Source organism: Streptomyces sp. NPDC054866, from assembly GCF_053610745.1.
In genome coordinates this window covers 276,812-302,343 of record NZ_JBSGZA010000005.1, presented here as the reverse complement: position 1 = coordinate 302,343, position 25,532 = coordinate 276,812, and the positions used below count along the sequence as shown (strand labels likewise).

General features: G+C 70.4%; 24 protein-coding genes and 1 pseudogene. 13 read left to right on the top strand and 12 right to left on the bottom strand.

The window, feature by feature from the left end; all coding sequences use genetic code 11:
* Positions 1–4: 4 nt before the first annotated feature.
* Positions 5–1,717 (bottom strand): VWA domain-containing protein, encoded by a 1,713-nt coding sequence (locus tag ACWGI2_RS26260; protein WP_453697978.1) that lies wholly within the window; start codon positions 1,715–1,717, stop codon positions 5–7.
* 268 nt (positions 1,718–1,985) lie between these two features.
* On the opposite strand from ACWGI2_RS26260, the gene ACWGI2_RS26255 reads away from it, so the two are divergent.
* Positions 1,986–4,076 (top strand): PhoX family protein, encoded by a 2,091-nt coding sequence (locus tag ACWGI2_RS26255; RefSeq protein ID WP_453697976.1) that lies wholly within the window; start codon positions 1,986–1,988, stop codon positions 4,074–4,076.
* A gap of 89 nt (positions 4,077–4,165) precedes the next feature.
* On the opposite strand, the gene ACWGI2_RS26250 is transcribed toward ACWGI2_RS26255, so the two are convergent.
* Positions 4,166–5,293, bottom strand: a complete 1,128-nt coding sequence (locus ACWGI2_RS26250; RefSeq protein ID WP_453697974.1) for a hypothetical protein — start codon at positions 5,291–5,293, stop codon at positions 4,166–4,168.
* 219 nt (positions 5,294–5,512) lie between these two features.
* The gene (locus ACWGI2_RS26245; RefSeq protein WP_453697972.1) at positions 5,513–6,451 is read right to left on the bottom strand and encodes a LysR family transcriptional regulator; all 939 of its coding nucleotides are present in this window, start codon (positions 6,449–6,451) and stop codon (positions 5,513–5,515) included.
* Between the two features lie 223 nt (positions 6,452–6,674).
* Here ACWGI2_RS26245 and snpA point away from each other — a divergent pair, with 223 nt between their 5' ends.
* Positions 6,675–7,352, top strand: coding sequence for a snapalysin (gene snpA, locus ACWGI2_RS26240; protein ID WP_453697970.1), 678 nt, complete (start codon positions 6,675–6,677; stop codon positions 7,350–7,352).
* A gap of 92 nt (positions 7,353–7,444) precedes the next feature.
* Here the strand turns inward: snpA and ACWGI2_RS26235 are convergent, their stop codons facing one another.
* Complete coding sequence (locus tag ACWGI2_RS26235) at positions 7,445–7,837, bottom strand: hypothetical protein (RefSeq protein ID WP_453697969.1); 393 nt, start codon at positions 7,835–7,837, stop codon at positions 7,445–7,447.
* A 98-nt stretch (positions 7,838–7,935) separates the two neighbouring features.
* The gene (locus ACWGI2_RS26230; protein ID WP_453396888.1) at positions 7,936–8,376 is read right to left on the bottom strand and encodes an SH3 domain-containing protein; all 441 of its coding nucleotides are present in this window, start codon (positions 8,374–8,376) and stop codon (positions 7,936–7,938) included.
* Between the two features lie 152 nt (positions 8,377–8,528).
* Here ACWGI2_RS26230 and ACWGI2_RS26225 point away from each other — a divergent pair, with 152 nt between their 5' ends.
* The 5 genes from ACWGI2_RS26225 to ACWGI2_RS26205 all read left to right on the top strand — a co-directional run bounded on the left by ACWGI2_RS26225 (position 8,529) and on the right by ACWGI2_RS26205 (position 14,524).
* Complete coding sequence (locus tag ACWGI2_RS26225; RefSeq protein ID WP_453396889.1) at positions 8,529–9,533, top strand: ATP-binding cassette domain-containing protein; 1,005 nt, start codon at positions 8,529–8,531, stop codon at positions 9,531–9,533.
* Positions 9,530–10,381 carry an ABC transporter permease gene (locus ACWGI2_RS26220; protein WP_453396890.1) on the top strand — a complete coding sequence of 284 codons (852 nt, stop codon included), beginning with the start codon at positions 9,530–9,532 and terminating at the stop codon, positions 10,379–10,381. The genes ACWGI2_RS26225 and ACWGI2_RS26220 overlap by 4 nt, the downstream gene beginning before the upstream one ends.
* Before the next feature lie 101 nt (positions 10,382–10,482).
* The gene (locus tag ACWGI2_RS26215; protein ID WP_453697967.1) at positions 10,483–11,337 is read left to right on the top strand and encodes a hypothetical protein; all 855 of its coding nucleotides are present in this window, start codon (positions 10,483–10,485) and stop codon (positions 11,335–11,337) included.
* 136 nt (positions 11,338–11,473) lie between these two features.
* On the top strand, positions 11,474–12,505 hold the full coding sequence (locus ACWGI2_RS26210; protein WP_453697966.1) for an endonuclease/exonuclease/phosphatase family protein: 1,032 nt from the start codon (positions 11,474–11,476) through the stop codon (positions 12,503–12,505).
* A gap of 51 nt (positions 12,506–12,556) precedes the next feature.
* The gene (locus tag ACWGI2_RS26205) at positions 12,557–14,524 is read left to right on the top strand and encodes an FUSC family protein (protein ID WP_453697965.1); all 1,968 of its coding nucleotides are present in this window, start codon (positions 12,557–12,559) and stop codon (positions 14,522–14,524) included.
* Positions 14,525–14,748: 224 nt separating this feature from the next.
* Here the strand turns inward: ACWGI2_RS26205 and ACWGI2_RS26200 are convergent, their stop codons facing one another.
* Entirely contained in the window at positions 14,749–16,023 is a 1,275-nt protein-coding gene (locus ACWGI2_RS26200) for an SGNH/GDSL hydrolase family protein (RefSeq protein WP_453697963.1), read from the bottom strand.
* A 160-nt stretch (positions 16,024–16,183) separates the two neighbouring features.
* On the opposite strand from ACWGI2_RS26200, the gene ACWGI2_RS26195 reads away from it, so the two are divergent.
* Positions 16,184–17,095: a LysR family transcriptional regulator gene (locus ACWGI2_RS26195; protein WP_453697962.1), complete on the top strand. Its 912-nt coding sequence runs from the start codon at positions 16,184–16,186 to the stop codon at positions 17,093–17,095.
* Positions 17,096–17,161: 66 nt separating this feature from the next.
* Positions 17,162–17,791: a MarC family protein gene (locus tag ACWGI2_RS26190; protein ID WP_453697961.1), complete on the top strand. Its 630-nt coding sequence runs from the start codon at positions 17,162–17,164 to the stop codon at positions 17,789–17,791.
* Here ACWGI2_RS26190 and ACWGI2_RS26185 read toward each other — a convergent pair.
* The 3 genes and pseudogenes from ACWGI2_RS26185 to ACWGI2_RS26175 form a co-directional block, all read right to left on the bottom strand.
* Complete coding sequence (locus ACWGI2_RS26185; protein ID WP_453697959.1) at positions 17,759–19,072, bottom strand: ion channel protein; 1,314 nt, start codon at positions 19,070–19,072, stop codon at positions 17,759–17,761. The genes ACWGI2_RS26190 and ACWGI2_RS26185 overlap by 33 nt on opposite strands.
* A gap of 196 nt (positions 19,073–19,268) precedes the next feature.
* Positions 19,269–19,658, bottom strand: a pseudogene (locus tag ACWGI2_RS26180) (DUF7144 family membrane protein); the annotation flags it as partial.
* A 67-nt stretch (positions 19,659–19,725) separates the two neighbouring features.
* The gene (locus tag ACWGI2_RS26175) at positions 19,726–20,115 is read right to left on the bottom strand and encodes an ATP-binding protein (protein WP_453697958.1); all 390 of its coding nucleotides are present in this window, start codon (positions 20,113–20,115) and stop codon (positions 19,726–19,728) included.
* A gap of 136 nt (positions 20,116–20,251) precedes the next feature.
* Between ACWGI2_RS26175 and ACWGI2_RS26170 the strand changes: the two genes are divergently transcribed.
* Positions 20,252–21,103, top strand: coding sequence for a helix-turn-helix domain-containing protein (locus ACWGI2_RS26170; RefSeq protein ID WP_453697957.1), 852 nt, complete (start codon positions 20,252–20,254; stop codon positions 21,101–21,103).
* Entirely contained in the window at positions 21,063–21,347 is a 285-nt protein-coding gene (locus ACWGI2_RS26165) for a DUF397 domain-containing protein (protein WP_453697956.1), read from the top strand. The genes ACWGI2_RS26170 and ACWGI2_RS26165 overlap by 41 nt, the downstream gene beginning before the upstream one ends.
* Before the next feature lie 305 nt (positions 21,348–21,652).
* On the opposite strand, the gene ACWGI2_RS26160 is transcribed toward ACWGI2_RS26165, so the two are convergent.
* Positions 21,653–22,603, bottom strand: a complete 951-nt coding sequence (locus ACWGI2_RS26160) for an SGNH/GDSL hydrolase family protein (protein WP_453697955.1) — start codon at positions 22,601–22,603, stop codon at positions 21,653–21,655.
* A 219-nt stretch (positions 22,604–22,822) separates the two neighbouring features.
* Between ACWGI2_RS26160 and ACWGI2_RS26155 the strand changes: the two genes are divergently transcribed.
* On the top strand, positions 22,823–23,206 hold the full coding sequence (locus ACWGI2_RS26155; protein WP_453697954.1) for a nuclear transport factor 2 family protein: 384 nt from the start codon (positions 22,823–22,825) through the stop codon (positions 23,204–23,206).
* 62 nt (positions 23,207–23,268) lie between these two features.
* Here the strand turns inward: ACWGI2_RS26155 and ACWGI2_RS26150 are convergent, their stop codons facing one another.
* Positions 23,269–23,634: a PH domain-containing protein gene (locus tag ACWGI2_RS26150; RefSeq protein ID WP_453396902.1), complete on the bottom strand. Its 366-nt coding sequence runs from the start codon at positions 23,632–23,634 to the stop codon at positions 23,269–23,271.
* A 157-nt stretch (positions 23,635–23,791) separates the two neighbouring features.
* Here ACWGI2_RS26150 and ACWGI2_RS26145 point away from each other — a divergent pair, with 157 nt between their 5' ends.
* Positions 23,792–24,265 carry a carboxymuconolactone decarboxylase family protein gene (locus ACWGI2_RS26145; protein WP_453697952.1) on the top strand — a complete coding sequence of 158 codons (474 nt, stop codon included), beginning with the start codon at positions 23,792–23,794 and terminating at the stop codon, positions 24,263–24,265.
* Here ACWGI2_RS26145 and ACWGI2_RS26140 read toward each other — a convergent pair.
* Positions 24,216–25,487, bottom strand: coding sequence for a cytochrome P450 family protein (locus ACWGI2_RS26140; protein ID WP_453396904.1), 1,272 nt, complete (start codon positions 25,485–25,487; stop codon positions 24,216–24,218). The two genes, ACWGI2_RS26145 and ACWGI2_RS26140, sit on opposite strands and share 50 nt — an antisense overlap.
* Positions 25,488–25,532 lie beyond the last annotated feature (45 nt).

Below are 25,532 nucleotides of genomic sequence, written 5' to 3'. Positions count from 1 at the left end.
GGGGCTACGGGCGCCAGGCAGCCAGCAGGCCCTCGTACAGCTCCGCGTCCGTGAGCTCGCGGGGGGTGGGGCCCGCGTGGAAGAAGGCGGCGTTCTCCGCCTTCAGCTTGCGGAGGTAGTCGAAGCCCTTCGCCTCGTGCTCGCCGAACGCGACGAACTGGAAGAAGAGGGGGTGCTTGGCCGCGTCCGCGAGGGCCTGGTTGGCGGGGCCCTTCGCGTCCGGGGGGCCGTCCGTCTGGAAGACGACGAGGGCGGGGCTGCCCTTGTGCTCCGACTTCTCGTAGTGGGATACGACCTCTTCGATCGCGCGGTGGTAGCTGGTGCGGCCCATGCGGCCCGCCGCGGCGTGCAGCTCGTCGATACGGGCCTCGTGCTCGGGGAGGGTGAGGGTGCCGGTGGCGTCGATGTCGGTGGAGAAGAAGACGACGTGGACGGTTGCGTCGGGGGCGGTGTGCGCCGCCAGGGCGAGGACCTGTTCGCCCAGGCTCTGGGCGGAGCCGTCCTTGTAGTACGGGCGCATGGAGCCGGAGCGGTCCAGTACGAGGTATACGGGGCCGCGGACTCCGGTAAGGCCCCTCTTCTCCAGCGCTGCTGCGGCTGCCTTGTACGCGGCAGCGAGGGCTGGCTGCGCCAGGGCTTCCGCGGTCTCCCCGGAACCCTGCGGCTCCGGCTCCGCCGGGGTCACGTGTACTTCCGCGGCTTCCTCGGAACCCTGCGGCTCCGGCTCCGCCGGGGCGGCTTCCTCCGCCACGGGAGCTTCGGGCTCCGCCGGGGTCACGTGTACTTCCGCCGCTTCATCGGCACCCGGCGTCAAGGGCTGTGCCCACCCGTCCCGCCCAGCGGGACGATTGCCCACAGCGGCGGGCGACTCCTCGGGCCCGGCTTCGGGGGAGGCCACAGCGGCGGGCGTCTCCTCCGGCCCGGCTTCGGGCGCAGCCACAGCGGCGGCGGGCTCGTCGACCGGCTCGACGGCGGGCGTAGCCACGGCGGCGGGGGACTCGCCAGCCGGCTCGGCCTCGGGCGCGGTCACAGCAGCGGGCGGCTCTTCCTGCTCTGCCTGGGGCGCTGCCGCGGTGGCGGGTGACTCATCGACCGGCTTGGCCTCGGCGGCGGGGGCTTCCTGTTCGTGCTGCGGGTTCGGCTCGGTGGGGGTGGTATCCGCCTCGGGCTCAGGCTCTGTGGGGGCTTCCTGTTGTGGGCATTCGTCCCGCTGGGCGGGACGGGTGGGCACAACTGACGGTTCCGGTTCAGCGGCGTCGGCGACAGCCTCGGGCTCCTCCGGGGCGACAGCCTCCGGCTCCGGCTCGGGCTCCGGGGCCACGGCCTCGGGCTCCGGGGCGGCAGGCTCCGGCTCGGCCTCGGGGGCCACAGCCTCCGGCTCCGGGGTCACGGCCTCCGGGGCGACAGCCTCGGGAGTGGCCGGCTCCGGGGAAGGGGACGGTACCGTCACGCGGTCCCTGTCGAATGCCGCGGCGACGAGATCGTCCACCGCCGAAGGCGAAGGCTCGGACGACGGCGACGGAACCGTCGCCTTCGGCTCGGCCGCCGGAGGCACCCGCTCGGACGAGGGCGCCGGCACCGTCGTGGCAGAGGCGGAAGCCTCCGGAGCCTTCGGGGTCTCCGGTGAGGCCGGGGTCACCGCCTCAGGCTCCGGAGCCTGATCCCCCTTGCGTGACGACCGTCCGAACGCATTCCGCAGGACACTCAGAATGCCCATGGGTGCACCCCTTCGCGTGAGTTGATTCCCGATAACCCCTGGCCAGGGCGGACACGTAAGGTTAGCCGCCGCGACAGGCGATCTTGGTGAGGGTCGCTTAAGCGTCACCCTTACCCCCCGCGCACCGCGCCCCCGCAGCTCAACTGCCCTATGTGCGCTCCCGGTTCACCTCCCGTTCACCCTCAGGCCGTCGCCCTGCCGACCTCCGCGCCTAACGTTCCGGCGGAATCAAGCCACGTCCAGACACAGCCCACACAACGGAGGAACCGTGCGCAAGCTGCTGCCGATCATCACCTCGCACCAGGGGAGCGGCGGCCGTTCCGCCATGACCTGCCGGTTCCGTTGTGGTGATGCCTGCTTCCACGAGGTGCCCAACACCAGTGACAACGAGTACGTCGGTGACGTCATAGCCGGAGCGCTCAGCCGCCGTTCCATGATGCGCGCCGCCGCGGTCGTGACCGTGGCGACCGCCGCGGGTGGCGCCGTCGTCGCGGGCCCCGCCGCCCCGGAAGCGGCGGCAGCACCCGTTAAACCGTCGTCGCACAAGAGCAAAAAGGGGGCGCGCGGTCTCCGCTTCACGCCCGTCGCGCCCAACACCACCGACTCCGTCACGATCCCGGACGGCTACGCCCAGAACGTCGTCATCCGCTGGGGCGAGCCCATCCTCCGCGGTGCCCCGGCCTTCGACGCGGACAAGCAGACAGCGAAGGCCCAGGCAGGCCAGTTCGGCTACAACAACGACTTCCTGAGCCTCCTGCCGCTGCACCGCGAGCGCGGGCGCCAGGTCCTCGTGGCCAATCACGAGTACACCGACGAGATCCTGATGTTCAAGGGATACGACGCCGCCAACCCCACCCGCGAGCAGGTCGAGATCGCCTGGGCCGCGCACGGCCTCTCCGTCGTGGTCGTCGAGGAGGAGCGCAAGAGCGGCAAGCTGACCGCCGTCAGCCGCCACCAGCTCAACCGCCGCCTCACCGCCACCAGCGAGTTCCGGCTCACCGGGCCCGCCGCGGGCAGTGAGTACGTCCGTACGAAGGCCGACCCGCGCGGCACCAAGGTCCTCGGCACGCTCAACAACTGCGCGGGCGGCACCACCCCGTGGGGCACGACCCTGCACGGCGAGGAGAACTTCAACCAGTACTTCGCCAACGCGGAGAAGGTCACCGAGCCCACCGCCGCCGCGCGCCTCAAGCGCTACGGCGTCATCGGCGCCGCGTCCGAGAGGAAATGGGAGCGGTTCGACGACCGCTTCGACCTGGTCAAGGAGCCCAACGAGGCCAACCGCTTCGGCTGGGTCGTCGAACTCGACCCGTACGACCCCGAATCGACCCCGCGCAAGCGCACCGCGCTCGGCCGCTTCAAGCACGAGGCCGCGCAGCCGCGCCTCACGCGCGACGGCCGCCCGGTGGTCTACATGGGCGACGACGAGAAGTTCGACTACTTCTACAAGTTCGTCAGCAGCAAGCGCGTCGCCAAGGGGCAGTCGCGGGCCGCGCACGAGCACAACCTCACGCTCCTCGACGAGGGCACCCTGTACGTCGCCAAGCTGACCGGCGACTCCCCGGCGGCCGAGATCGACGGCACCGGAAAGCTGCCCGCCGACGGTGAGTTCGACGGCAGCGGCGTCTGGATCCCGCTCGCCACCGCGGGCCCCAAGGGCCACGCCGTCTCGCACGTCGACGGCATGAGTGCCGAAGAGGTGTACGTCTTCACGCGCCAGGCCGGTGACAAGGTCGGCGCCACGAAGATGGACCGCCCCGAGGACATCGAGCCGTCGCCGCACACCGGCAAGGTGTACGTCGCGCTCACGAACAACTCCGACCGCGGCAAGGCGGGCAAGGCCGGTGCCGACGAGGCGAACCCGCGCAACCTCAACAAGCACGGGCAGATCCTGGAGCTGACCGAGCGCCACAATCGGCCGGAGTCGACCACCTTCGCCTGGTCGCTCTTCCTCGTCGCGGGCGACCCCGACGACCCGGCCACGTACTTCGCGGGCTTCCCGAAGGACAAGGTCAGCCCGATCTCCTGCCCGGACAACGTCGCCTTCGACCCGCACGGCAACCTGTGGATCTCGACGGACGGCAACCAACTCGGCTCGCACGACGGCCTGTTCGGCGTCGCGACCAAGGGCGACCGGCGCGGTGAGCTCAAGCAGTTCCTGACCATGCCGAAGGGCGCGGAGACCTGCGGCCCGATCATCCAGGACAACCGCGTGCTCGTCTCCGTGCAGCACCCGGGCGAGATCGACGGCGCGTCCGTCGAGAAGCCCGCGAGCGCGTGGCCCGACGGTCCCGGCAAGATCGTCCGTCCTTCGGTCGTGTCCGTGTGGCGCAAGGACGGCAGCGACATCGGCGTCTGAGCCGCGGCTCCCTCGGGGCGTACGCGTATGTGAAGGGGGCACCCCGCCTGCGGGGTGCCCCCTTTCGCCGTACCGCCGCTTCCGCGCGATCAGTCGTTCTGCTTGCGGCGGTACAGCGCGAAGCCGAGGCCCGCCGCGCCCAGCGCCGCCATGCCGCCGCCCGCGGCCATCAGCGGGGCGCTCTCGCCGGCCGGGGACATGCCATCGGCACCGGCCTTGACGCCGCCCTTGGGGACGACTGTGCTGGAACCGGAGCCGCTCTTGTGCTGCGGCTGGGGCTTCGGCTTCGGCTTCTCGGTGGGGCTGGTCTTGCCCTCCACCCAGGACTTGATGGTGCCGTCGGGGTTGAGGACCACGTACAGGCCGTTGTTCTGGCCGGTCGCGGACTTTCCGTTGGCGTCGAGGGTGTCGATCTTGACGCCCTTGGCGTAGATGTCGGCCTGGTAGTGGTGCTGGCCGAGCTTGTAGATCTTGGCTGTGGAGCCGTCGGCCAGCTTGGCGGTGCGGACGTAGACCCGCTTGCCGTCGGGCTTCGGCGGGGTCGGCTTGGCGCCGCCCGTCCTGGTGATGGTGCCGTCGGCGGTGAGCTTGAAGGTGCAGCCGTCGATCTTGGTGCTCGACGGGTTGATGTACGCCTCCAGGGCGCCCTTCGCCTTCCCGTTGAGGGATATGGCCGCCTTGGCGCTGCGCGCGGAAGCGTTCACGTCGACCTTCGCGGACCAGCCCTTGCCGAGGTCGGTGGTGCCCTTGGAGACCCAGCCGCCGGGGACGGGCTTGTCCTTGTCCTTGTTCACGAGCTTGGCGGTGATCGTGCCGTCCGGCGTCAGCGTGAAGGTGTTGCCGTCGATGGTGGTGCTCGCGGACTTGTCGTACGCGGTGAGGGAGCCCTTGGCGGCGCCGTCGAGGGAGATGGCGGCCTTGGCGGTGCGGGCGGACACGTTCACGTCGACCTTGGCGGACCAGCCCTTGCCGAGGTCGGTGGTGCCCTTGGACTCCCAGCTGCCGGGCTTCGGCGTCTCGTCGTCCTTCTTCTGGTCCTGGTCCTTGGACGTGTCCTGATCCGTCTGATCCTGGTCGTTCTGGTCACCCGGAGCGACCTGCCCCTGCGGGTTCGGCGGGGCGTCGGCGGCGAAGGACGCTGTCGTCGGGACGGCGAGAGCGGCGATCGCGCCGGTGGCGATGGCGGCGGTGCGGAAGGTACGGCGGGTGGCGCGCATAGCGGATCCCTTGCGGCTGTGACTGTGACTGGTCGGTCGAACTGTCCGTCTTTGTGCCTCTTTGTGGCGGCGACAGACATGAAGCTACGGGCGCCGTGTGTGCGTCATCCGTAGAGAACGTAACAATCAGCCGCATACGGTGATCCAGTGCCGTAAATCAGGCAAAAGTGCAGGTCAGGCCGGGCCTGGCCAAAGGTCACCAGATGTCAGGGACCAAGGTCACGCCGCCTTCGCCCGCCCCGCGAGCCACTCCCCGTAAGCGGGCGCCTGGCGCGCCGCCTCCCAGTACGAGGCCTCCAGATCCCCGTACACCGCGTCCAGCTCCCCCTCCGTACGGGCCGCCACGAGCAGCCGCACGCCGAGCGGGTCGCCGTGCAGCGGCCGGACCGCCATGTCGGGTCTCGCGTGCGAGGTCGGCTGGCAGACCGTGACGACCTCGCCGGTGGCGACGAGGGAGGCCGCGGTGAGGTAATCGCCGTGCAGGACACGGGGGTTGAGCCCAGCCGCGCGAAGCACCCGGAGCAGTCCGTCCCACTCGCCGTCCACCGTCGGGTCCACCATCCACCGGTCGGCGGCGAGGTCGGTGAGGCGCACGACGGGATTCGCCGCCGCCGGGTGGTCGGCCGCGAGGAAGACGAACTGCGGCTCGCGCTCGACCAGGACGCGCCGCCGCAGCCCCTCCGGCATCCGCAGCGGACTCCCCTCCACCTCGTGCACGAAGGCCACGTCGAGCTGCCCGCCCGCGACCATGCGAAGCAGCGCGTTCGCGGAGACGTCCATCTGGAGCGACGTCTCGGTGGCGGGCAGGCGCAGCCGCAGCCTGCGCAGCCAGCCCGGTATGGCACGGCTCGCCGTGGAGCCGATGCGCAGCTGCGGGCCCTCGGAGGCGCGGGCGGCGGCCGCCTTGGTCTCGCTGATCAGCGCGCGCATCTCGCTGACGAGGGGCCGGGCGCGGCTGAGGGCGACGCGGCCGAGCGGGGTAGGGCGGCAGCCGGTGCGTTCGCGGGCGAAGAGCTGGCCCCCGATCTCCTGCTCGATGCGGCGCAGCTGTGTCGTCAACGAGGGCTGGCTCATGCCGAGTTGACGCGCCGCCTTGTGCAGGCTGCCGGTGTCGGCGATGGCGCACAGCGCGCGGAGGTGCCTCACCTCGAGCTCCATGGCTGTGAGCGTAGAGCGGCGGGCGGCGCCGCACCAGACTCACAAACCCCACGGGAACCGCCTGAGTTGGGCACGGGCGGAGCCCGCGGGAAGACCGCAGAAGGGGCGGGCGATAGCTCGGCGCTATCGCCACTTGCCATCATCCCCGGACGCACCCGGCTCCCTGACACTCCCGGTACCGAACCGTTCACCTTTCACAGAACGAGTAGGGAGCCCCCCACACATGAACAAGCGTTACCTGTCCCTTGCCGCCGCCTTCGGCCTCGCGGCCGCCGGCCTCGGCACGGCATCGGCGACCGCCGCGACCCCCACCGCGCCGGTTGCCCCGAAGTCGGTCACCTCTGGATACGCGAACTACGCCGGGTCCGGTGAGGAAGCCGCGGCCAACAAGGCGTTCTTCGAGGCCGTCCTGAAGTCGGTCGCCGAGAAGCGAGCCGCCAACCCCGGCGCGAAGCAGGTCACCGTGGTGTACGACGCCTCCGGTGCGCCCAAGTTCGCGCAGCAGATAGCCAGCAGTACCTCCATCTGGAACAGCGCGGTGTCCAATGTGAAGCTCCAGGAGGGGAGTGGCGGTGCGAGCTTCGAGTACCGCGAGGGGAATGACCCGCGTGGTTCGTACGCGAGCACGGACGGCCACGGCAAGGGGTACATCTTCCTGGACTACGCGCAGAACCAGCAGTACGACTCGACCCGTGTGACCGCGCACGAGACGGGTCACGTCCTCGGCCTTCCGGACCACTACGAAGGCCCGTGCAGCGAGCTGATGTCCGGAGGCGGGCCGGGCACTTCGTGCACCAACTCGCAGCCGGACGCGAACGAGCGGGCCAAGGTCGACCAGTTGTGGGCCAACGGTCTGGCGAAGGCGCTGGACAAGCTGGACAGAATGGAGAAGACCGGCTGACGCTACGCCGAGCCGGTTTGTTGTTCGTCGAACGCCGGGCGGGCCGATTCTCCGGCCCGCCCGGCGTTCGGTCATTGTCCGGTCACTCGCTCTCACTCACGCGTGTAGTAGCGGTAGAACGTCACCGCGAACACACCGCCCGCGACCGCGAGCGCCATGAAGGTGGAGCGCAGAACGCTGGGGCCGGGCATGCCCTGGCTGTAGACGAAGCCGAACGCGATCCCGGCGAAGCTCGCCCACGCCGTCGCGCGCAGCTCGCGCGGCAGCCGGGGCGCCGCCCTGAACACCGCCATGAAGAGCGCGGCGAAGACGACGCCGGAGACGATGCCGAGCCAAGCGTTGCCGTCCGCGAGCGAGCCCGCGTGGCGCTGGGCGACCAGGATGCCGAAGACGAGGCCGAGGACGACGGCCGCCGCTCCGGCCCTGTTCGTCGCGGAGCCGGGGAACACACGGGGTGCTGGTGAAGTGGGTGCCACCTGAGCCATGACGTTTCCTCCAGACAGGGTCGCCCCTGGGGCGGTGGTTCACACCCGCCCCACCATCCAGGGCACACCCGCCCGCGCCGACCGGCAACTCGGCGGCTTCAGTGGTAGCGGTTGTAGCCGCCCTGGCACGTGTCCCAGCACGGCTTGTACTCCTTGCACGGGTCCGAGGTCGCGCAGCTGGGCACGTGCTGCCCGCCGGTGTCGACGTACGCGGCGCTGGCCCAGCCCTGCACCCCGCCCAGCCAGTACCAGTACGCGTTGCCCCAGACGTTCGTACCGCGTGTCTGGCACTCGACGCGGTCCTGGCTCTCCGCCGGCAGCTTCGCGACGATCGAGGCGCTGGTGGACGGCGCGTCCCGGATCTTCAGGTCGACGGGCGCGATGATCGTCCCCCAGACCACATTGTGGTTGTGCGTGGGTGACGCGGTGGCGGATGCTGGTGAAGCACCTCCGAGGGACAGTGCGCCCGCGGTCAGGAGCGCGGTGACGAGAGTTCCCAGGGCGGCCGGAGTGGTCCTCAGGGCCGGAGTGGTCCGCATGATCGACCTCCTCTTCCCCCCGCCCCCCAACCTCTTCTCCCCCCTCCAGCAAACACCCGTTCGGACCAAGGCTCCACCGGACGATGAGTTTGCGCCGCGGGGACGGTCTGCCCTCGTAACGAAAGACCACTGACGTGGAGAGGGCGTACGACATGAACAGCGTGGCCATCGAGACCGCGGGCCTGGTGAAGACCTTCGGTGACAACCGCGCCGTCGACGGAGTGGACCTCACCATTCCGGCCGGCACGGTCTACGGCCTGCTCGGCCCGAACGGCGCGGGCAAGACCACCACCGTGAAGATGCTCGCCACCCTGCTACGCCCTGACGGCGGCGACGCCCACGTCTTCGGCCACGACGTCGTGCGGGAAGCCGACGCCGTACGCAGCAGGGTCAGCCTCACCGGGCAGTACGCGTCGGTCGACGAGGACCTGACGGGCACCGAGAACCTGGTGCTCCTCGCCCGTCTGACCGGACACGGCAAGAAGGCGGCGTACGACAGGGCCGCACAGCTCCTTGAGGCCTTCGGCCTGAGCGACGCCGCCGCACGCCAGGTGAAGCACTACTCCGGCGGCATGCGCCGCCGTATCGACATCGCGGCATCCATCCTCAACACACCCGACCTGCTCTTCCTCGACGAGCCGACGACGGGCCTCGACCCGCGCAGCCGCAACCAGGTCTGGGACATCGTCAGGGCAGTCGTCGCGCACGGCACGACGGTCCTGCTGACCACGCAGTATCTGGACGAGGCTGACCACCTCGCGTCCCGCATCGCCGTCATCGACGACGGCAAGGTCATCGCCGAGGGCACCAAGGGCGAGCTGAAGGCGTCGGTCGGCGCGGGCTCGGTGCACGTCAGGCTCCGGGACGCGGAGCAGCGCGACGACGCCGCGAAGGCGCTGCGGATCGCGCTCGACGCGGAGGTCCAGCTCGAGCCCGACCCGGTCGCCCTCACCGCCCGCGTCGGCAACGGCGAGCGCGACGGGCAGGGAGCCGCCGAGAAGGCGTCCCGCGCCCTGGCCGAACTGGCCCGCGCCGGGATCACCGTGGACAACTTCTCCCTCGGCCAGCCGAGCCTGGACGAGGTGTTCCTGGCCCTCACCGGCACCCCCCATCACGCGACGGACATGGCGGAGAAAGAGAAAGAGGCAACGGCATGAGCACCGCGACCACCACATCCGAGGCCCAGGACCTGGCGCCCGTCAGTACCGAGTCCCTCGCCGAACTGCTCGTCGCCGGTGACCGGCCGCCGCGTCCCAGCGCGCTCTCCGCGTCCCTGACGTTCGGCTGGCGGGCCATGCTCAAGATCAAGCATGTGCCGGAGCAGCTCTTCGATGTGACGGCGTTCCCGATCATGATGGTGCTGATGTACACGTACCTCTTCGGGGGCGCGCTCGCCGGATCTCCGAGCGAGTACATCCAGTACCTGCTGCCCGGCATCCTCGTGATGTCCGTCGTCATGATCACGATGTATACGGGCGTCTCGGTGAACATCGACATCGAGAAGGGCGTCTTCGACCGCTTCCGTACGCTGCCGATCTGGCGCCCCTCGGTGATGGTCGGCTACCTCCTGGGCGACGCCCTGCGCTACGCGATCGCGTCCATGGTCATGCTGGCCGTCGGCATGATCATCGGCTTCCGCCCGGACGGCGGCGTGCTCGGCGTCCTTGCCGGAGTGCTCCTCCTCCTCGTCTTCTCCTTCGCCTTCTCGTGGGTGTGGACGATGTTCGGGCTTCTGCTGCGCACCGAGAAGTCGGTGATGGGCGTCAGCATGATGGTGCTCTTCCCGCTGACGTTCCTCAGCGACATCTTCGTGAGGCCCGAGACGATGCCGGGCTGGCTCCAGGCGTTCGTGAACAACAACCCGGTCACCCATGTGTCCTCCGCCGTCCGCGATCTGATGGCGGGTACGTCGCCGGGCTCGTCGCTGGTGTGGGCGCTGGGCTGGGCGGTGCTGCTCGTGGCGGTGTTCGGTCCGGTGACGATGCGGCTCTACAACCGTAAGTAGGGCCCGGCTCTACAACCACACGTAGGAGTTTCTTGCCCCGTATGCACTCGTCCCGGTCGCGCCAGGCGTGACCGGGACTTCCCGCGACTTCTCCTGGGGACGTGCTCAGACGCCCGCTGTCCGCCGTCCTCCTCGTCCTCGCCGTCCTCCTCGTGCCGCTCGGCGCGCTCTCCACCTGGGCCAAGTACGAGATCGAGGACGCCGATCAGTACGTCGCCACGATGGCGCCGCTCGCCTCCGACCCCGACGTACGGGACGCGGTGGCCGGGGCGGTCACCGACTCGGTGATGAAGGAGATCGACGTGGGCCCGCTCCAGGGCACCGTCGAGTCGTTCGTACGGGACGCGGTGCTGTCCTTCTCCGAGACGAAGGCGTTCAAGGCGGCCTGGAACGCGGCGAACCGTGCCGCGCACGACGCGGTGCAGGACGCGCTCAGCGACCGGTCCGACGGCGGCGCGGTCACCATCGACCTCGCGCCGATCACCGAGCAGGTCAAGCGCCAACTGGCCGCCGACGACGTGCCGTTCGCGGACCGCATCCCCGTCACGCACACCGAGGTGACGCTCATGGAGTCCTCGGACCTCGGCCCCTTCGGGAAGGGATTCCACATGCTCCAGCTGGCGGGCCTCTGGCTCCCGGCAGCGGCGGTACTCCTCGCCGTGGCCGGGATCAGCCTGGCGGTGCACCGCCGCCGAGCGGTCATCCGCACGGCGCTCGGCGCTGCGCTGGCCGGGGCGGTTCTTGCCGTGGCGGTCATGGTGGGCCGGGGGCTGACCCTGGACGACCTGCCGAAGGACGTGTCCCGCCCGGCGGCGGAGGCGGTCTACGACGCGTTGACGCACTCGCTGAGTGTGGCGGGGTGGGTGATTCTGGGGGTGGGGCTTGCAGTCGCGCTTGCCGCGTGGCTGCTTCGGCGCCGGGGATCAGCTGGCAGGTCTAGCCCGTCCGGCGTTTGAGGACATCTTGTCGGGGGTCCAGGGGGCGGAGCCCCATGGTTTCGGGAAGGGGCGGGGTGGGGGAATGCAACCCTCACCCCCGCCCCGCCGTCTCTAGGGGAAGATTCGCGCAGGACCCCAGACGGAGAGGCCGGCCTTGGACAGCGCAACGGCAGCGAGGACGGCACCCCGAGAGGGCCGGCCGGAGCCGCAGGCGAGGCGGCGCCCCCGGCACCGCCCCTCCGCCTGGCTGGCGGCCCTCCTCCTGGGAGGCGTCAGCACCATCCTCGGCTTCCGCGTCGCCGACTCCGACGGCTTCACCCCCGTACCGCAGATCCTCGCGTTCCTGCCCTGGCTCCTCGCCCCCGCGATCGCCGCCCTGCTGCTCGCGGCCCTCGCCCGCTGGCGGGTGGGCCTCGTCTGGGGCGTCGTCGCGCTCGGCGGCATCGCCTGGTTCATGGAGCCGTACGGCAAGACGGACGACCCGGAAGGACCGGCCGTCGCCGAGATCCGCGTCATGGCGTCGAACGTCGAGTTCGGCCAGGGCACCCCCGGCCTGCTCAAGGCGGTCCGCAAGGAGAAGCCCGACCTCCTGTTCGTCCCGGAGTGCGACTACAGCTGCTCGGACACCCTGCGCGACGAACTGCCCCGCTCCGACTACCCCTACCGCACCGCGAGCGAGGCCGGTGGCGCCGAGGGCTCGGTGATCGTCAGCAAGCTGCCCCTGAAGAAGGCGAGCGGCCTCGCGGGCACGCTGGGCATGCCCGGCGCCGTGGCCGAGCTGAAGAGCGGCCACCAGGTCCGCATCCAGCTCGCCCACCCGATGCCGCCGCTGCCCAGGCAACTCTCCACCTGGCGCACCGAACTCGCAGAACTCCGCGACTACGCAGCCGACGGCAGGCGCGCGAACCGGTCCACCATCATCGCGGGCGACTTCAACGCCACCCAGGACCACGCGGCCTTCCGCGACATCCTGGACACCGGAGGCGTACGCGACGCCGCCCGCCTCGCGGGGTCCGCCCGCACCCCGAGCTGGCCCGCCGACCTGATGTCACCGCTGGGCACGCAGATCGACCACGTCCTCGCCACCCCGGACTTCTCGGCCCGCGACGCCCGCTTCCTGGACATCGGCGACACGGACCACCGGACTCTGGTGGTGGACCTGACGCTGCACAGGCCGAACCGGTAAAACGCAGGTCAGGCCGGGCAGAGCGGCAACAGGGGCGGCAATAATGGCCGCATGCGCCCCCGCGAGTCACCCGCACCACCGGGCCCTCTGAGCGCCCTCGCCCCACCCCCCTGGCTGGTCAGGACACTCAAACCGCAGGCGGCGCCGATCCCGTGGGCCGCGGTGGCGCGCGCGTCCGTCGCCATGTCGCTGCCCCTCCTCATCGGCCTCGCGGCCGGGCAGCCCGCGTACGGCGCCCTCGCCTCCATGGGCGCCTTGTCCGGAGTCATCGGCGACACCGCCGACGCGTACCGCATGCGGATCCTCAACATCGCCGTACCGCAGCTGTTCGGCGCGCTCGGCGTCACCATCGGCTCCCTGGTCTTCGGCCACGGCTGGGTCGCGGTCGGCGTGGTCACTCTCGTGGCACTGGTCTCCGGGATGATGTCCACGATCGGTGCCGTGGCGTCCGTGTCGGGCCTGCTCCTGCTGCTCAACTCCGTGGTGGGGGCGGGGCTTCCGATGCCGGGGGAATGGTGGCTGGCCCCGGTCCTCATGACGGGCGGCGGCCTCCTGGTCCTCACCCTCGCGCTCCTCGCCTGGCCGCTGCGATCCGGCATCCCGGAGCGGGCCGCCGTCGCGGCGACCTACCGCAGCGTGGCCGCGCTGCTCGAAGCGGCGGGCACCGAGGGGTACGACGAGGCGCGCACGGCCGTCACCGCGTCCCTGAACCAGTCGTACGACCTCGTCCTCGCCCGGCGCACCCGCGCGCACGGCCGCAACCCGGATCTGGTCCGCCTGGTGGCCCAGCTGAACGCGATCACCCCGGTCATCGAGGCCGCGCCCGCCGCGCACCAGTGCGGGGTCCCGATGCCGCCGGAGTTCCCCGCGGAGGTGCGGCGCCTGGCGGACGAGGTGGCGGCACCCGGGAAGACCCCGATCCCCGACCCGGCCCTCCCACGCCCTCTTGACCCCTCCGCGGACGCGGTGGACCACGCCCTGCGGCATGTGGCCGAACTCCTCAACGACTCCGACCCGCACGGCGCCGTGAACGTCGAGGACCGCCTCGGCCGCCCGGCGGCCCTGCGCGTAAGGGCCCGCAGAGCGGCCCGCAACGTGGTCCTGTCGAGCGCGTCCTGGCGCTACGGCCTGCGCCTGGCACTGTGCATCGGCATCGCGCAGGCGCTGGTGTCCCTGATCGAGGTGCCCCGCTCGTACTGGGTGGCGCTCACCGTCACGTTCGTCCTCAAGCCGGACTTCGGCTCGGTCTTCTCGCGGGCGGTGCTGCGGGCGATCGGCACGGCGGCAGGCTTGGTGGTGGCAGCAGCCGTCCTTGCCGAGGTGCCGCGAGGCTGGTGGGACGTGCCGGTGATGCTGGCCCTCGCGGCCCTGATCCCGGCGCTCACGACGCGGGGTTACGGCTACCAGACGGCCGCGATCACCCCGGTGATCCTGCTCCTGTCGGACGTCCTGAACCACCAGGGCTTCGGGCTCGTCGTGCCGCGCCTGGTCGACAGCCTGATCGGCTGCGCGATCTCGCTGGTCGCGGGGTACTTGCTGTGGCCGGAGAGCTGGCACACGCGGATCGGTGACCGCCTCGCGGACGCGGTGGCCGATACGGCGTCGTACGTCGAGAGCGCGTTCGGCACGGCGGTGGATGTGGCCGAGCGGGCGCGGATGCGGAGGGGCCTTTACCGGGACCTTTCCGTCATCCGCACGGAGTTCCAGCGCGCCCTGACCGAACCGCCCCCGATGGGGGCGAGGGCCGCGGCGTGGTGGCCGCTGGTGATCGCCGTCGAGCGGATCGTGGACGCGACTACCGCTGCGCGGGTGCGGATCCGCCACGGGGCGGCGGAGCCGAGCCTCACGGAGGTGGGGGAGGTGGCTCGCCAACTCCGGGAGTTGGCGGAGGGGTTGCGGGGTTCCGAGACCCTGGAGGAGGTCTCGACGTCTTTCACGGGCCCCCAGGACAGCGTCCTGGAACCGCTGCGGCAGGAGGTGGTCGCTGCGCGGGCGATTGCGTCGCCGGCGCGGGGGTGAGGGGGCGGACGTTCGGGCGATCCCTGCGGGGCTTTCCCCAATCCCACCCCTTCCCGAAACCATGGGACTCCGCCCCCTGGACCCCCGAAAAGATGGCCTCAAACGCCGGCCGGGCTATCTCTAGCCTGTCCGGCGTTTGAGGACGAACTCGGCGGAGCCGGTGATCAACGGCGCCCAAGGCCCCCGCGCCAGAGCGGGTTTTCGGGAAGGGGCGGGGTTGGGGACTAAAGCGTTTCGAGGTCCACCGCGCGGGCCATAGCCCGATACCCCGCGTCATTCGGGTGCAGGTGGTCTCCACTGTCGTACTGGGGAGCGAGCCGATCACCATCGGAGGGATCCGCCAGCGCCCGGTCAAAGTCCACGTACGAGTCGTACTCCCCAGAAGTCCGCACCCACGCATTAAACGCATCACTCACCTTCGCAGCCCGCTCCCCGTAATGATCCGAGCCCCCCAGCGGCAGCAAAGTAGCCCCCACAACCCGCACCCCCTTCTCCTTCGCCGCCCGGATCAACTTTCGGTGCCCCGCGATGAGTTCCTCAGCGCTCACCTTCGGAGCAGGCTTGTAAGTGGGCGTATCGCTCTCGCTGAACCCGATGTCGTTCAGGCCCTCCAAAACCACCACAGTCCCCACCCCCGGCAGATCCAGCGCGTCCCGCCCGAAGCGGGCGGTCCCCCTCTCCCCGTACCAGGCGGAGTCGTTGAGGACGAGGTTGCCGCCGATACCGGCATTGAGGACCGGCCGAGGCGTCCCCGCCTTGGCGAGGCGTTCGGCAAGAGCGTCGGACCAGCGGCGGTTGAGGTCGGTGGAGGAGGCGAAGCCGTCGGTGATGGAGTCGCCGAAGAGCACGATGCCGCCGCCCCGGCGAGCACGGTCACCCGTCACGTCCACCCCCGACAGGAAGTACCAGGACTCCGTCGACTCGCCGAACGCCCCCGCCCCGGCGTCCGCGACATGATCCCCGTCCGCCCGGTAACTCGTCGCGAACGACTGCGCGTGGAAGGTCGCGGGACCCGTCGTACGGGCCAGATGCAAGGTGACTGTGACCGACTCGAAGGGTTTGATCCCCAACCCCGCCTTATCACTGGACAGTTGGCCGTGCGCCGGGATCTCCACCGACCGCCTCCCCTCGAACGTGAGGCGCCGTACCGAGCCTTCCTCGACAGCGGCGCCGCCCCCCTTCTTCGTACGCGCGATGGTCGCCCCCGCGATGTGCAGCGGCGATGTCCCGTACGCGTTGGAGAGCCGGATGCGCGCTCTGTCTCCGCCCTCGGTGACGCGCACGACCTGGCGCAGGGTCTGCCCCGAGAAGCCGTCCTCCGACCAGTTGGACTTGAAGCCCGTACTTGCGCGCTGCGGAGACGCGGCCCAGGCGGCGGTCCAGGCGGGCCCGGACGGCGACTTCGAGCCCGAGGCGTGAGCCCCCGTGACGGCGAGACCGGCCGTCAGGGCGAGCGCAGCAGCGGCGGCGACAGCGGAGTTGCGAGTGCGCGAAAGCATGGGAATCTCCGGTGAGTTGAGAGGATCGATGGTCCTTCGGTGGTCCCGTGAAGGGGACTCCTCCAAGATCCGCCCCCATCCACCCCCGATCAACGGCGATCCATGAAACGATCGTTGCGCTCAGGCTTATCGATGCAGGTCAGGGACGGGTGGCAGCGAAATGGAACGCCAAGAGCTTGAGACCTTCCTGACCCTCGCCGAAGAGCTCCACTTCGGCCGCACCGCCGAACGCCTCCTCCTCTCCCAGGCCCGCGTCAGCCAGACCGTGAAGAAGCTGGAGCGCAAGATCGGCGCCCCGCTCTTCGAGCGCACCAGCCGCAGGGTGGAGATGTCCCCGCTCGGCCGTCAGCTGTACGACGACCTGGCGCCCCTGCACCTGCGGATGGAGGCCGCCGTCGCCCGTGCCAAGGGCGTGGCGCGCGGCGTCGATGGCGAGTTGACCGTCGCCTTCCTCGGGTCGGGGGCCGGCTCGCTGACCTCCGCGATCCTGGAGACGTTCCGCGAGCGCTGCCCGCGCTGCGACGTCCGTATGCGGGAGACCCAGGTCGGCGACCCGCTCGGCGCGCTCCGAAGCGGCGAGGCCGACGTCCTGTTCACCTGCCTCCCCGTCGAGGAGCCGGACCTCACAGTCGGGCCCGTCGTCATCAACGAACCCCGCATGCTCGCCGTGCCGCTCGGCCACCGCTTCGCCGGGCGCGACAGCGTGTCCCTCGAAGAGCTCGCGGGCGAGACCTTCTTCGGCGTCGTGAACGGCGCTCCCGCCTACTGGTGGGACTTCCACATCCCGCCCCGCACCCCCAGCGGCCTCCCGATCCGCCGCGGGCAGTCCGTCGCCGGGTTCCAGGAGCTGATGACGCTGGTGGCCACCGGGCGGGGGGTGTCGCCGGTCGTCGCGTCAGTGGAGAAGTACTACTCGCGGCCCGACATCACCTTCGTACCCCTGAACGACATCCCGTCAGCCGACGTCGCGCTGATCTGGCGCACGGCCGCCGCGGGGACCCCCCGCATCGAGGCCTTCGTCCGCGCGACGCGCGACACGGTCACGGCGAACGGCGGGCCCGCCGAGTTCTAGGCGCGGGCCGATGAGCTCTAGCGCGGCGCGGCAGTTCCAGGCGCGGTGCGGTAGAAGATGCCGTGCGTGACCGCTGCCCTGACCTATTCCGCCGCATTCATCACCTTCTTCTCCGTCGTCGGGCCGCCCAAGGTGCTGCTCGCCTTCGGCGGCCTCGCGCAGAACCATCCGGTCCGCGAACTGCGGATGATCGCCCTCGTCTCGTCCGGTGCCGCCGTCGTGGTGGGCCTGATCGCGGGCTTCACCGCGCCGTGGCTCCTTGAGCTCTTCCACATCTCCACGCCCGCGCTCCAACTCGCGGGCGGGGTCATCTTCTTCATCTACGCCGTCGGCCTCGTCCTCGGCGTCCACCTCGGCTCGGACCGCGCGCATGTGGACGCGCCCGACCTCGTCAGCGGCGTACGCGAACTGCTCATGCCGTACATCGTGAGTCCGCTCGCCATGACCGCCGTGCTGATCGAGGCGGCGGCCCGCGACACCTGGTCGTGGCGTTCCACGGTCGTCGGCGCGTACGTCGCCGTCATCGCCCTGGATCTGGTCTGCGTGGTCCTGCTCGCGCGCATCCTGAGGGGCACACATCACGCGACGGTCGAACTCCTCGGCAGGCTGCTCGGCCTGCTCCTCGCGGCGGTCGGCGTAGACCTGGTCCTGGACGGGCTCGCGTCACTGGGAGTGCCGGGCCTGGACCGCATCTGACGCGTCGCCCGACGCGCTCTCCTCGACCAGCATCTCCGGGCGCCCCGTCACCAGCAGCCAGGCGGGCAGCGCCGCGACGCACAGGACCGGCAGCAGAGCGAGGTCCATCACCACGACCGCCGCCGTGAACAGGCTCAGCCAGCCCTGCCGCGTCGTGGCGAGCAGCAGGCCGAGGATGGCGCAAGTGATCCCCAGGGCGGGCGGCACCGCGTCGACGAGTGCGTGCGCGAGCATGCCGAGCGCCACGCCCACGAAGACCGCCGGGAAGATCCGCCCGCCCCGGAAGCCGCAGGTGGCGGCCACGCAGAGCGCGAGCAGCTTGACCAGGGCGAGCAGCAGCAGGTTGCCCGCGTCGTGGTCGGAGGCCTCCGCCGTCAGCTCCTTGATCTCGTCCAGGCCCTTGAAGAGGGTGAGATGGCCGCCGAGCGCACCCAGGACACCGAGTACGAGACCGCCCACCGTCAGCATCAGTACGGGATGCCCGAGCTGGCGGAAGGCGCGGTGCAGGTAGGGGAAGGCGTACACGGCGCACAGCCCGATGGCGGCTGCCGCCGTGCTGACGACCATCGCGGAGAGGATGTCGCCCCAGTGCGGCCCGTCGTACGCCTCGACGTCGATCTGGAACGTCGGGTGCGCGATGAGCACCGTGGTCAGCGCCCCCGCGCCCGCCGCGACCAGCGGCGCGAACAGCCGGTCCCACAGGGGGCGCGGGTCGGGGCCGATCACGATCTCGGAGAGGACGAGCGCCGCGGCGACCGGCGTACCGAAGAGGGCGCCGATGGTCCCCGCGGCGGCGAGCATCACCCAGTCCGTGGCGGGGGTACGAGGCATGGCTTTCATGCCGAGCGTGTAGGCGAGGGCGATGTTGATGGCCGTGATCGGGTTCTCCGGGCCGAGGCTGACGCCGCCCGCGAGCCCCACGACGACGGCGAGCGCGACGCCGGGAAGCACCCGTACCGGCAGCGGCGGATCGACCAGGCCGAGCGTCGCGGGGTCGGGCCCGGCATGCCCGGGGACCTTCCACACGATCAGCCCGACGACGAACCCCGCCGCGGTCAGCACGCCGATGATCCACCCCACCGACGTGCCCGACACCCCGACCGCGTCCGGCAACGCGTCCCACAGCAGATCCTGCAACCGCTCCGCGACGAAGCTGAGCAGCAGCAGGATCAGGCTCGACCCCACGCCGATGAGCAGGGCGGGCAGGACCAGCGGCAGCAGGGCGCGGGCCTGCGGGGTCCAGAGGGAGGGCCCGCGGCCGGACGTGGACGTGTCGGTCATGGGCCCTCCGGGTCGGCTCCCGCCTCGCGGCCGGTCAGACAGTGGGAGGCGGGGTGCGGCCCGGGCCGCCGGGGGGAGGACTGGGGTCAGCACCCGCGGAGCCCTCGGCGAACGGGCCGGGGCCGCTGGAGGTCTTGCGGGGCTCCCAGCCGCCCCCTGCCCCGGCGTCACGGCGGGCGTCGTCGCGGTCCGGGTGGTCCGTGCACAGCGCCCAGATGACGAAGATGCCGATCGCGATCGCGATCAGTGCCCAGATCGGCTGGTACGGCAGCCACATGAAGTGCAGGATGACGGAGATCGAGGCGAGCGCGACACCGCACGCCTTGGCCCAGGTCGCGCCCTTGAGGATGCCGTATCCGGTGATCGCGACGAGGATGCCGAGGATCAGGTGGATCCAGCCCCACGTCGTGAGGTTGAACTTGTAGACGTAGTCCCCGATGCGTGCGTAGACGTCGTCCTTGGCGATGCCCGCGATGCCTTCGAGGATGCCGAGGATGCCGCTGACCAGCATCAGGACACCCGCGAACATCGTGCCGCCCGACGCCCAGGGGCTTACGCCCCGAGGGTTGCTCGCTCCGCTGCTCATGGGCACCCTTTCTTCGTCGTTCAGGAGTTCACAGCGTGTGACAGCCCCGGGGCCGACGCGAGCGGGCTTAGACCGAACGAGTGGCCCCCGACTCCTTGGCGTCGCACTCGAACCAGGCCGTCTTGCCGCTGCCGTCCGTCCGCGGCTCGTATCCCCAGCGATCGGTGACGGCCGCGACGATGAGCAGCCCCCGCCCGCCCTCGGCCGGCTCCTCACCACTGCCCTGCGTGGGCAGCAGGGGACTCGCATCCGCGACCTCGACCCGCAGGCCGCGCGGGCGACGCAGGATGAGGAGCTCGCAGTGCCGGTCCGGTACGTGGCGTACGACGTTGGTGACGAGTTCGGTGAGGGCCAGCTCGGCGCAGTCGCGCAGCTCACCCATGCCCCAACTCCCCAGGTAGGCACGGAGGATGAACCGCAGGTGCCGGACGGAGTGCTCACCGAGCGTGAGGCTCATCCGGTACGCCCCGCGAACGGGCAGGGGTGGAGGGGGAGTTACGTGATTCATGTCACCAGCGTGGAGTCGGCTGGTTACACTGGGCTACGAGTTGAACTGGACGCCGCGAGGCGTTGCTTATGGGGGTGCCCCACGCATGGTCAACATCCGCGACCTCGACCCCAGCGCGTCGCCGCTGGACTACTACGGCTCGGAGCTACGCCGCTTGCGCGAGGCTGTGGGCCTGAAGCAGGGCCAGTTGGGCGGGATCATCTTCTGTACGGGCTCGCTGGTGGGCCAGATCGAGACAGCGAAGAAGGTGCCGACGAGGGATTTCTCCGAGCGGGTGGATGCGGCGCTGGGGACTGATGGGGTGTTTTCGCGGTTGGTGGGGCTGGTTCTGAAGAGCCAGCTGCCGACGTGGTTCCAGGCGTATGCGGAGCTGGAAGCCAGGGCTACGTATATCTCCACTTACCAGTGCCAGTTGGTGTACGGACTTCTACAGACGGATGGATACGCGCGTGCCGTACTCGGCGTCAGAACTGAGGACCACCTCGATGCTCGGACAGCGGCTCGGATGGAGCGGCAGCGCATCCTGGAGCGGGACAACCCGCCTCTGATGTGGGTGGTGCTCAGCGAGGCAGTGCTGCACCAGGAGATCGGCGGTCGAGAGGTGATGCGGAACCAACTCGCCCACCTGTTGGACCTGCCCAGACGCCAGGATTGGGTGAGGGTGCAGATCCTGCCGTTCGCGGCAGGCGCGCACCCCGGACTGCCAGGCACATTCACGCTCCTGCGCTTTGGTGGCGACCCCGATCTTGTCTACACCGAGGACTTCGTTCAAGGGCACATGACGGCCAACCCTCAAGCCCTCAAAGAGGGTTCGCTCCGTTACGATCATTTGCGAGCCGCCGCGCTCTCCGTGGAAGCTTCGGCGGCATTGATCGCCCGAGTAATGGAGGAGCGCTATGGGGACCAACCAGAAGCCGCCGGGCGTGCTGTGGCGTAAGTCGTCCTACAGCTCGGACACTGGCGGCGAATGCATCGAATGTGCCCCCCTCAACGGCACGGCATGGCGCAAGTCGACGTACAGCGGAACCAGCGGCGGTGAATGCGTCGAATTCGCCCCCCGCGAGGGCGGCATAGCTCTCCGCGACAGCAAGAACCCCGAAGGCCCCGCCTTCACCATCTCCCCCGGCGCCTTCGCCCACTTCGTGCAGGCTGCTGCTGACGGAGGGCTGACCGCGCCCTGAAGGGGCGCGGGGAACTGCGCGACAAGCCACGAAGTACCCGCAGCGGGAGCTACCCGCCCCCCCCCGGGCGCCTTCGCCCGCTTCGTGCAGGCTGCCGCTGACGGAGGGCTGACCGCGCCCTGAAGGGGCGCGGGGAACTGCGCGACAAGCCACGAAGCACCCGCAGCCATGCGGCGGATCCCAGGCGAACGGGCGGGGCAGGGCTCCGGAGCCCACCAGAGACCGCGCCCTGAAGGGGCGCGGGGCTGTGACATTTGCGGCTCCGCCGCGGGGCGCGACAAGCCACGACGCACCCGCAGCGGGAGCTACCCCGCAGCCCCCACCGCCCGGGTGATCTCCGCGGCCATGCGGCGGATCCCGGGCGAACGGGCCGGGCAGGGCCGGGACTTGGCCGTGGTCGGCGCCAAGCAGAAGTGCAGATAGTCGTCACCGCGGTGCAGCGCGGTACGACCACTGCCAGGCTCCGTGCAGTACGCCGGGTGCTTCCTCTCGTACGACGTGCACGGCAGCTTCTCCACCCACGTGTACCGATCCGCCCCCGGAGCCACCACGCGCCCCGCGTCGGCGACGATCCCACCCGAGGCAGCCGCCTGCGCCTCGTAGATTCCGTTGACGCGCCGCACGCGGTCGGGCGTGATCGGGTCGGGGCCCTGGAGGACCCACACGATCCGGGGCCGGTCGGCTCCGGAGCCCCCCGCATCGTGGATCTGCGAGGCCAGCGCCTTCGCGTCGGCGGCGTACCGGTCGAAGTACTTCTGCCGCTGCTTGTCGTACGTGATGCCGTCCATGCAGGGCGTGTAGCCCCACGCGTTGCCCCAGAACTGGAGGACCACGTAGTCGGGCCGCTGCTCACGCACCAGCGCGGCGGCCTTGTCCTTGTCGGGGACGAGGGAGTCCTTGCCGGTGTCGTCGAGGTAGTCGCAGAGGGTGGTGCCGGAGTAGGGCGCGCTGCGGTAGCGGGCGCCCAGGTCTGCACGGAGGAGGTCACCGAGGACGGTCTGGTTCTCCATGGCGAGGGAATCCCCGAGGTAGAGGACCTTGGGGGCCTTCTTCTGGGAATTTTCTGCGACGCGCTGGCGGGTGGTGGACGACGGCGCCGAGGCGGAGGGTTCAGCCGAGGACTCGGCGGAGGGCTTCTCCCGCGCGGCGGTTGGGGTGTCCGGGACGTCGGACGACGTACCCCCCGAGCCCGGGTCGCCGCACGCCCCGAGGAGCAGCACAGCGGCAAGCACCCCACCGATCCACGGCTTGCGCATACGTCAACTCCCGTCCAGGCAACCGAAAGAGCCCCTTAGGCAAGCACAGTCGCGCGCGCGTGAGAAGGCAGGGGGTGGCGCTCCAGGCCGTCTTCCGGCCCTCTTCCGGCCCTCTTCCGGCCCCGCATTACCCCGGACGTAATCGACCCGATCCGGCCCGCACGGCAAGCTCAAGTCATCGAAGGAACGACCCGGTTGGACAAGCCCAGGAGGCACACCATGTCCGGACACGACACTGCCGCGTACGAGACCGCCGTCGCCCGCTACTTCGAGGCCTGGAACGCCGAGGGCGCCGACAACCTGGCCAAGGCCGTGGCCGCCGCATGGAGCGAGGACGGCAGCTACACGGACCCGCTGGCTGACGTATCAGGGCACGAGTCCCTCGCCGCCGTGATCGCGGGAGCCCACGAGCAGTTCCCTGGCTTCGAGTTCAGGCAGACCGGGGCGGTCGACGGCCACCACCACATCGCCCGCTTCGGCTGGGAACTGGTGTCCGTCGCGGACGGCTCCGCCCCCGTCGCCGGTTTCGACGTCGTCACGCTCGCCGATGACGGCCGTATCCGTACGGTGCACGGCTTCTTGGACCGCGTACCCACGGCCTGAGGCCCCCCGGCCCGCCCCCCACCGGGGCGCCGCCCACCCCTCGGCGCCCCGGTGGCTTCCGCTCAGCGCGCCACGTACTGCGTGAGGATCGCCTGCACCTCGTAGATGTCGACGCCCTTGGTGAAGGTCTTCTGGATGGGCGCGGGGGAGCCGGAGATCCAGATCTTCAGCTCGGCGTCGAGGTCGAAGTGCCCGGCGGTCTCCACCGCGAAGTGCGTGATGCTGCGGTACGGGACCGAGTGGTACTCGACCTTCTTGCCGGTTATCCCCTGCTTGTCGACGAGGAGGAGGCGGCGGTCGGTGAAGAGCATGGTGTCGCGGATCAGCAGGAACGCGGCCTGCACCTGCTCGCCGTGGCCCAGCAGACGCGCGTAGTCCTGCTGCGCGGTCATCGGATCGATCGTGTGCGCGTTTCCGAACAGTGCCATGAGAAACCCCCCATTTAGTTGAACCCACAGGAATCACCGACTGTAACGCGAGGCCCGTGGGACGGGCCGGCGAAGTCTGTGTTGCTTCCGTTGTCACATCTTGGCGCGCGCGTCCGTCAGAGGAATGACAGCATCGGCAACGGCATAGGAGATCACCATGGACGCTCGTATGAACCTCTTCGGCAGCGCGCTCGCAGGCAAGGTCCTGAAGCACCTCAACTCGGCGGGCAAGGTCGTCTCGGACTCGACGCTGCCCGCCGCGACACAGGAACTGGTCAAGATCCGCGCGAGCCAGATCAACGGCTGCGGTTTCTGCACCGACATGCACACGAAGGACGCCACGCACCAGGGCGAGACCCCGACGCGCCTCAACCTCATCGCCGCCTGGCGCGAGGCCCAGGTGTTCACCGACGCCGAGCGCGCCGCGCTGGAGCTCACGGAGCAGGGGACGCGCATCGCCGACGCGGCGGGCGGCGTCACGGACGAGGCCTGGGCGGAAGCCGCCAAGCACTACGACGAGGACCAGCTCGTGGCCCTGGTGTCGCTCATCGCCCTCATCAACACCTACAACCGAGTGAACGTCATAGTCCAGCAGCCGGCAGGCGACTACCAGCCGGGCCAGTTCGGATAGCTCGTCCGGAGGGCCCGAGGGACAGCGGCAGTTCCGTCAGCCCCCGCAGCAGTGCGCTGGTGCGCCAGGTGAGTGCGGCGGGGTCGGCGGCGAAGGCCAGTCCGGGGCGTTGGGTGAGGAGGCGGCGCACGGCGATCTCGGCCTCGGCGCGGGCGAGCGGGGCGCCGAGGCAGTGGTGCAGGCCGTGGCCGAACCCGAGGTGCCCCTGCGCGCGGCGCCTGATGTCGAAGCGGTCGGGCTCGGGAAAGTGCAGGGGATCGCGGGAGGCCGCGGCGAGGGAGACCTGGACGGTGTCACCGGCGGCTATGCGGGTGCCCGCCAGGTCCAGGGGCTCGGCAGCGAAGCGGAACGCGGAGGCGTGGACGGGGGAGTTGTAGCGCAGCGACTCCTCGACGGCGCCGCCGGTCAGGCCGGGGTCGGCGCGCAGCAGGGCCAGCTGGTCGGGGTGGGCCAGCAGGGCATGGAGCGTTCCGGAGATGAGGTCGACCGTCGTCTCGTGGCCCGCGACGAGGATGAGGAAGGCCATGCCGAGGAGTTCCTCGGCGGTGAGGCCGCCGGATTCCGGCGGGGCCGCCTCCGCGGCGGGATCGCTGAGCAGGGCGAGTTCGCTGAGCAGGGTGCCGTCGGGGTCCTTGCTCTTACGGTCGATCAGCTCGGTGAGGTAGCCGGCGAGCGCGGTGCCCGCCGAAGCCGCCGTTTCCTCGGATGTGGGCATGACCAGCTCGTTCGACCAGGTGTGGAAGAGGGCCCGGTCTGCCGCGGGCACGCCGAGGAGGTCGCAGATCACCGCCACGGGCAGCGGCAGGGCGTACTGGCTCACGAGGTCTGCCGTGCCCTGCGGTGGGAGTGCGGCGAGCAGGTCGTCGGCGACGGCTTCGATCCTCGGCCGCAGCTCGGCGATCCGCCCGGGCGTGAAGTGTCCGGCCACGAGCCGACGCAGCCGGGTGTGCTGCGGGGGGTCGCTCTGGAGCATGTTGCGGCCGATGGCGTGACCGCCGTCGGTCTGCCAGGAGGACGAGTACCGGATGTCGTTGCGCAGCCGGGCATCGGTCAACGCGACCCGAGCCGCGTCGCGAGCAAGAACCAGCCAGGCCTCCCCGCTGCCAGGGACGCTGACGCGGCGCACGGGGCTCTCGGCGCGAAGGGCCGCGTAGAGGGGGTACGGGTCGATCGCCAGGTCATGGCCTTCGGGGGCCAGGTCTTCCAGGGCGGGGGCCGGCATGACGGGTCCGTTCGGTCGTGGGGCGGGAGCGTGGGACTTGCGGGG

Bases quoted from the DNA above. Each gene is read 5' to 3' on its own strand.
- ACWGI2_RS26185 (WP_453697959.1), bottom strand. From the start codon at position 19,072: ATGACCGACACGTCCACGTCCGGCCGCGGGCCCTCCCTCTGGACCCCG.
- ACWGI2_RS26160 (WP_453697955.1), bottom strand. From the start codon at position 22,603: ATGCGCAAGCCGTGGATCGGTGGGGTGCTTGCCGCTGTGCTGCTCCTC.
- ACWGI2_RS26140 (WP_453396904.1), bottom strand. From the start codon at position 25,487: ATGCCGGCCCCCGCCCTGGAAGACCTGGCCCCCGAAGGCCATGACCTG.
- ACWGI2_RS26175 (WP_453697958.1), bottom strand. From the start codon at position 20,115: ATGAGCCTCACGCTCGGTGAGCACTCCGTCCGGCACCTGCGGTTCATC.
- ACWGI2_RS26155 (WP_453697954.1), top strand. From the start codon at position 22,823: ATGTCCGGACACGACACTGCCGCGTACGAGACCGCCGTCGCCCGCTAC.
- ACWGI2_RS26220 (WP_453396890.1), top strand. From the start codon at position 9,530: ATGAGCACCGCGACCACCACATCCGAGGCCCAGGACCTGGCGCCCGTC.
- snpA (WP_453697970.1), top strand. From the start codon at position 6,675: ATGAACAAGCGTTACCTGTCCCTTGCCGCCGCCTTCGGCCTCGCGGCC.
- ACWGI2_RS26195 (WP_453697962.1), top strand. From the start codon at position 16,184: ATGGAACGCCAAGAGCTTGAGACCTTCCTGACCCTCGCCGAAGAGCTC.
- ACWGI2_RS26225 (WP_453396889.1), top strand. From the start codon at position 8,529: ATGAACAGCGTGGCCATCGAGACCGCGGGCCTGGTGAAGACCTTCGGT.
- ACWGI2_RS26260 (WP_453697978.1), bottom strand. From the start codon at position 1,717: ATGGGCATTCTGAGTGTCCTGCGGAATGCGTTCGGACGGTCGTCACGC.
- ACWGI2_RS26245 (WP_453697972.1), bottom strand. From the start codon at position 6,451: ATGGAGCTCGAGGTGAGGCACCTCCGCGCGCTGTGCGCCATCGCCGAC.
- ACWGI2_RS26150 (WP_453396902.1), bottom strand. From the start codon at position 23,634: ATGGCACTGTTCGGAAACGCGCACACGATCGATCCGATGACCGCGCAG.
- ACWGI2_RS26165 (WP_453697956.1), top strand. From the start codon at position 21,063: ATGGGGACCAACCAGAAGCCGCCGGGCGTGCTGTGGCGTAAGTCGTCC.
- ACWGI2_RS26250 (WP_453697974.1), bottom strand. From the start codon at position 5,293: ATGCGCGCCACCCGCCGTACCTTCCGCACCGCCGCCATCGCCACCGGC.
- ACWGI2_RS26205 (WP_453697965.1), top strand. From the start codon at position 12,557: ATGCGCCCCCGCGAGTCACCCGCACCACCGGGCCCTCTGAGCGCCCTC.
- ACWGI2_RS26170 (WP_453697957.1), top strand. From the start codon at position 20,252: ATGGTCAACATCCGCGACCTCGACCCCAGCGCGTCGCCGCTGGACTAC.
- ACWGI2_RS26145 (WP_453697952.1), top strand. From the start codon at position 23,792: ATGGACGCTCGTATGAACCTCTTCGGCAGCGCGCTCGCAGGCAAGGTC.
- ACWGI2_RS26230 (WP_453396888.1), bottom strand. From the start codon at position 8,376: ATGCGGACCACTCCGGCCCTGAGGACCACTCCGGCCGCCCTGGGAACT.
- ACWGI2_RS26200 (WP_453697963.1), bottom strand. From the start codon at position 16,023: ATGCTTTCGCGCACTCGCAACTCCGCTGTCGCCGCCGCTGCTGCGCTC.
- ACWGI2_RS26235 (WP_453697969.1), bottom strand. From the start codon at position 7,837: ATGGCTCAGGTGGCACCCACTTCACCAGCACCCCGTGTGTTCCCCGGC.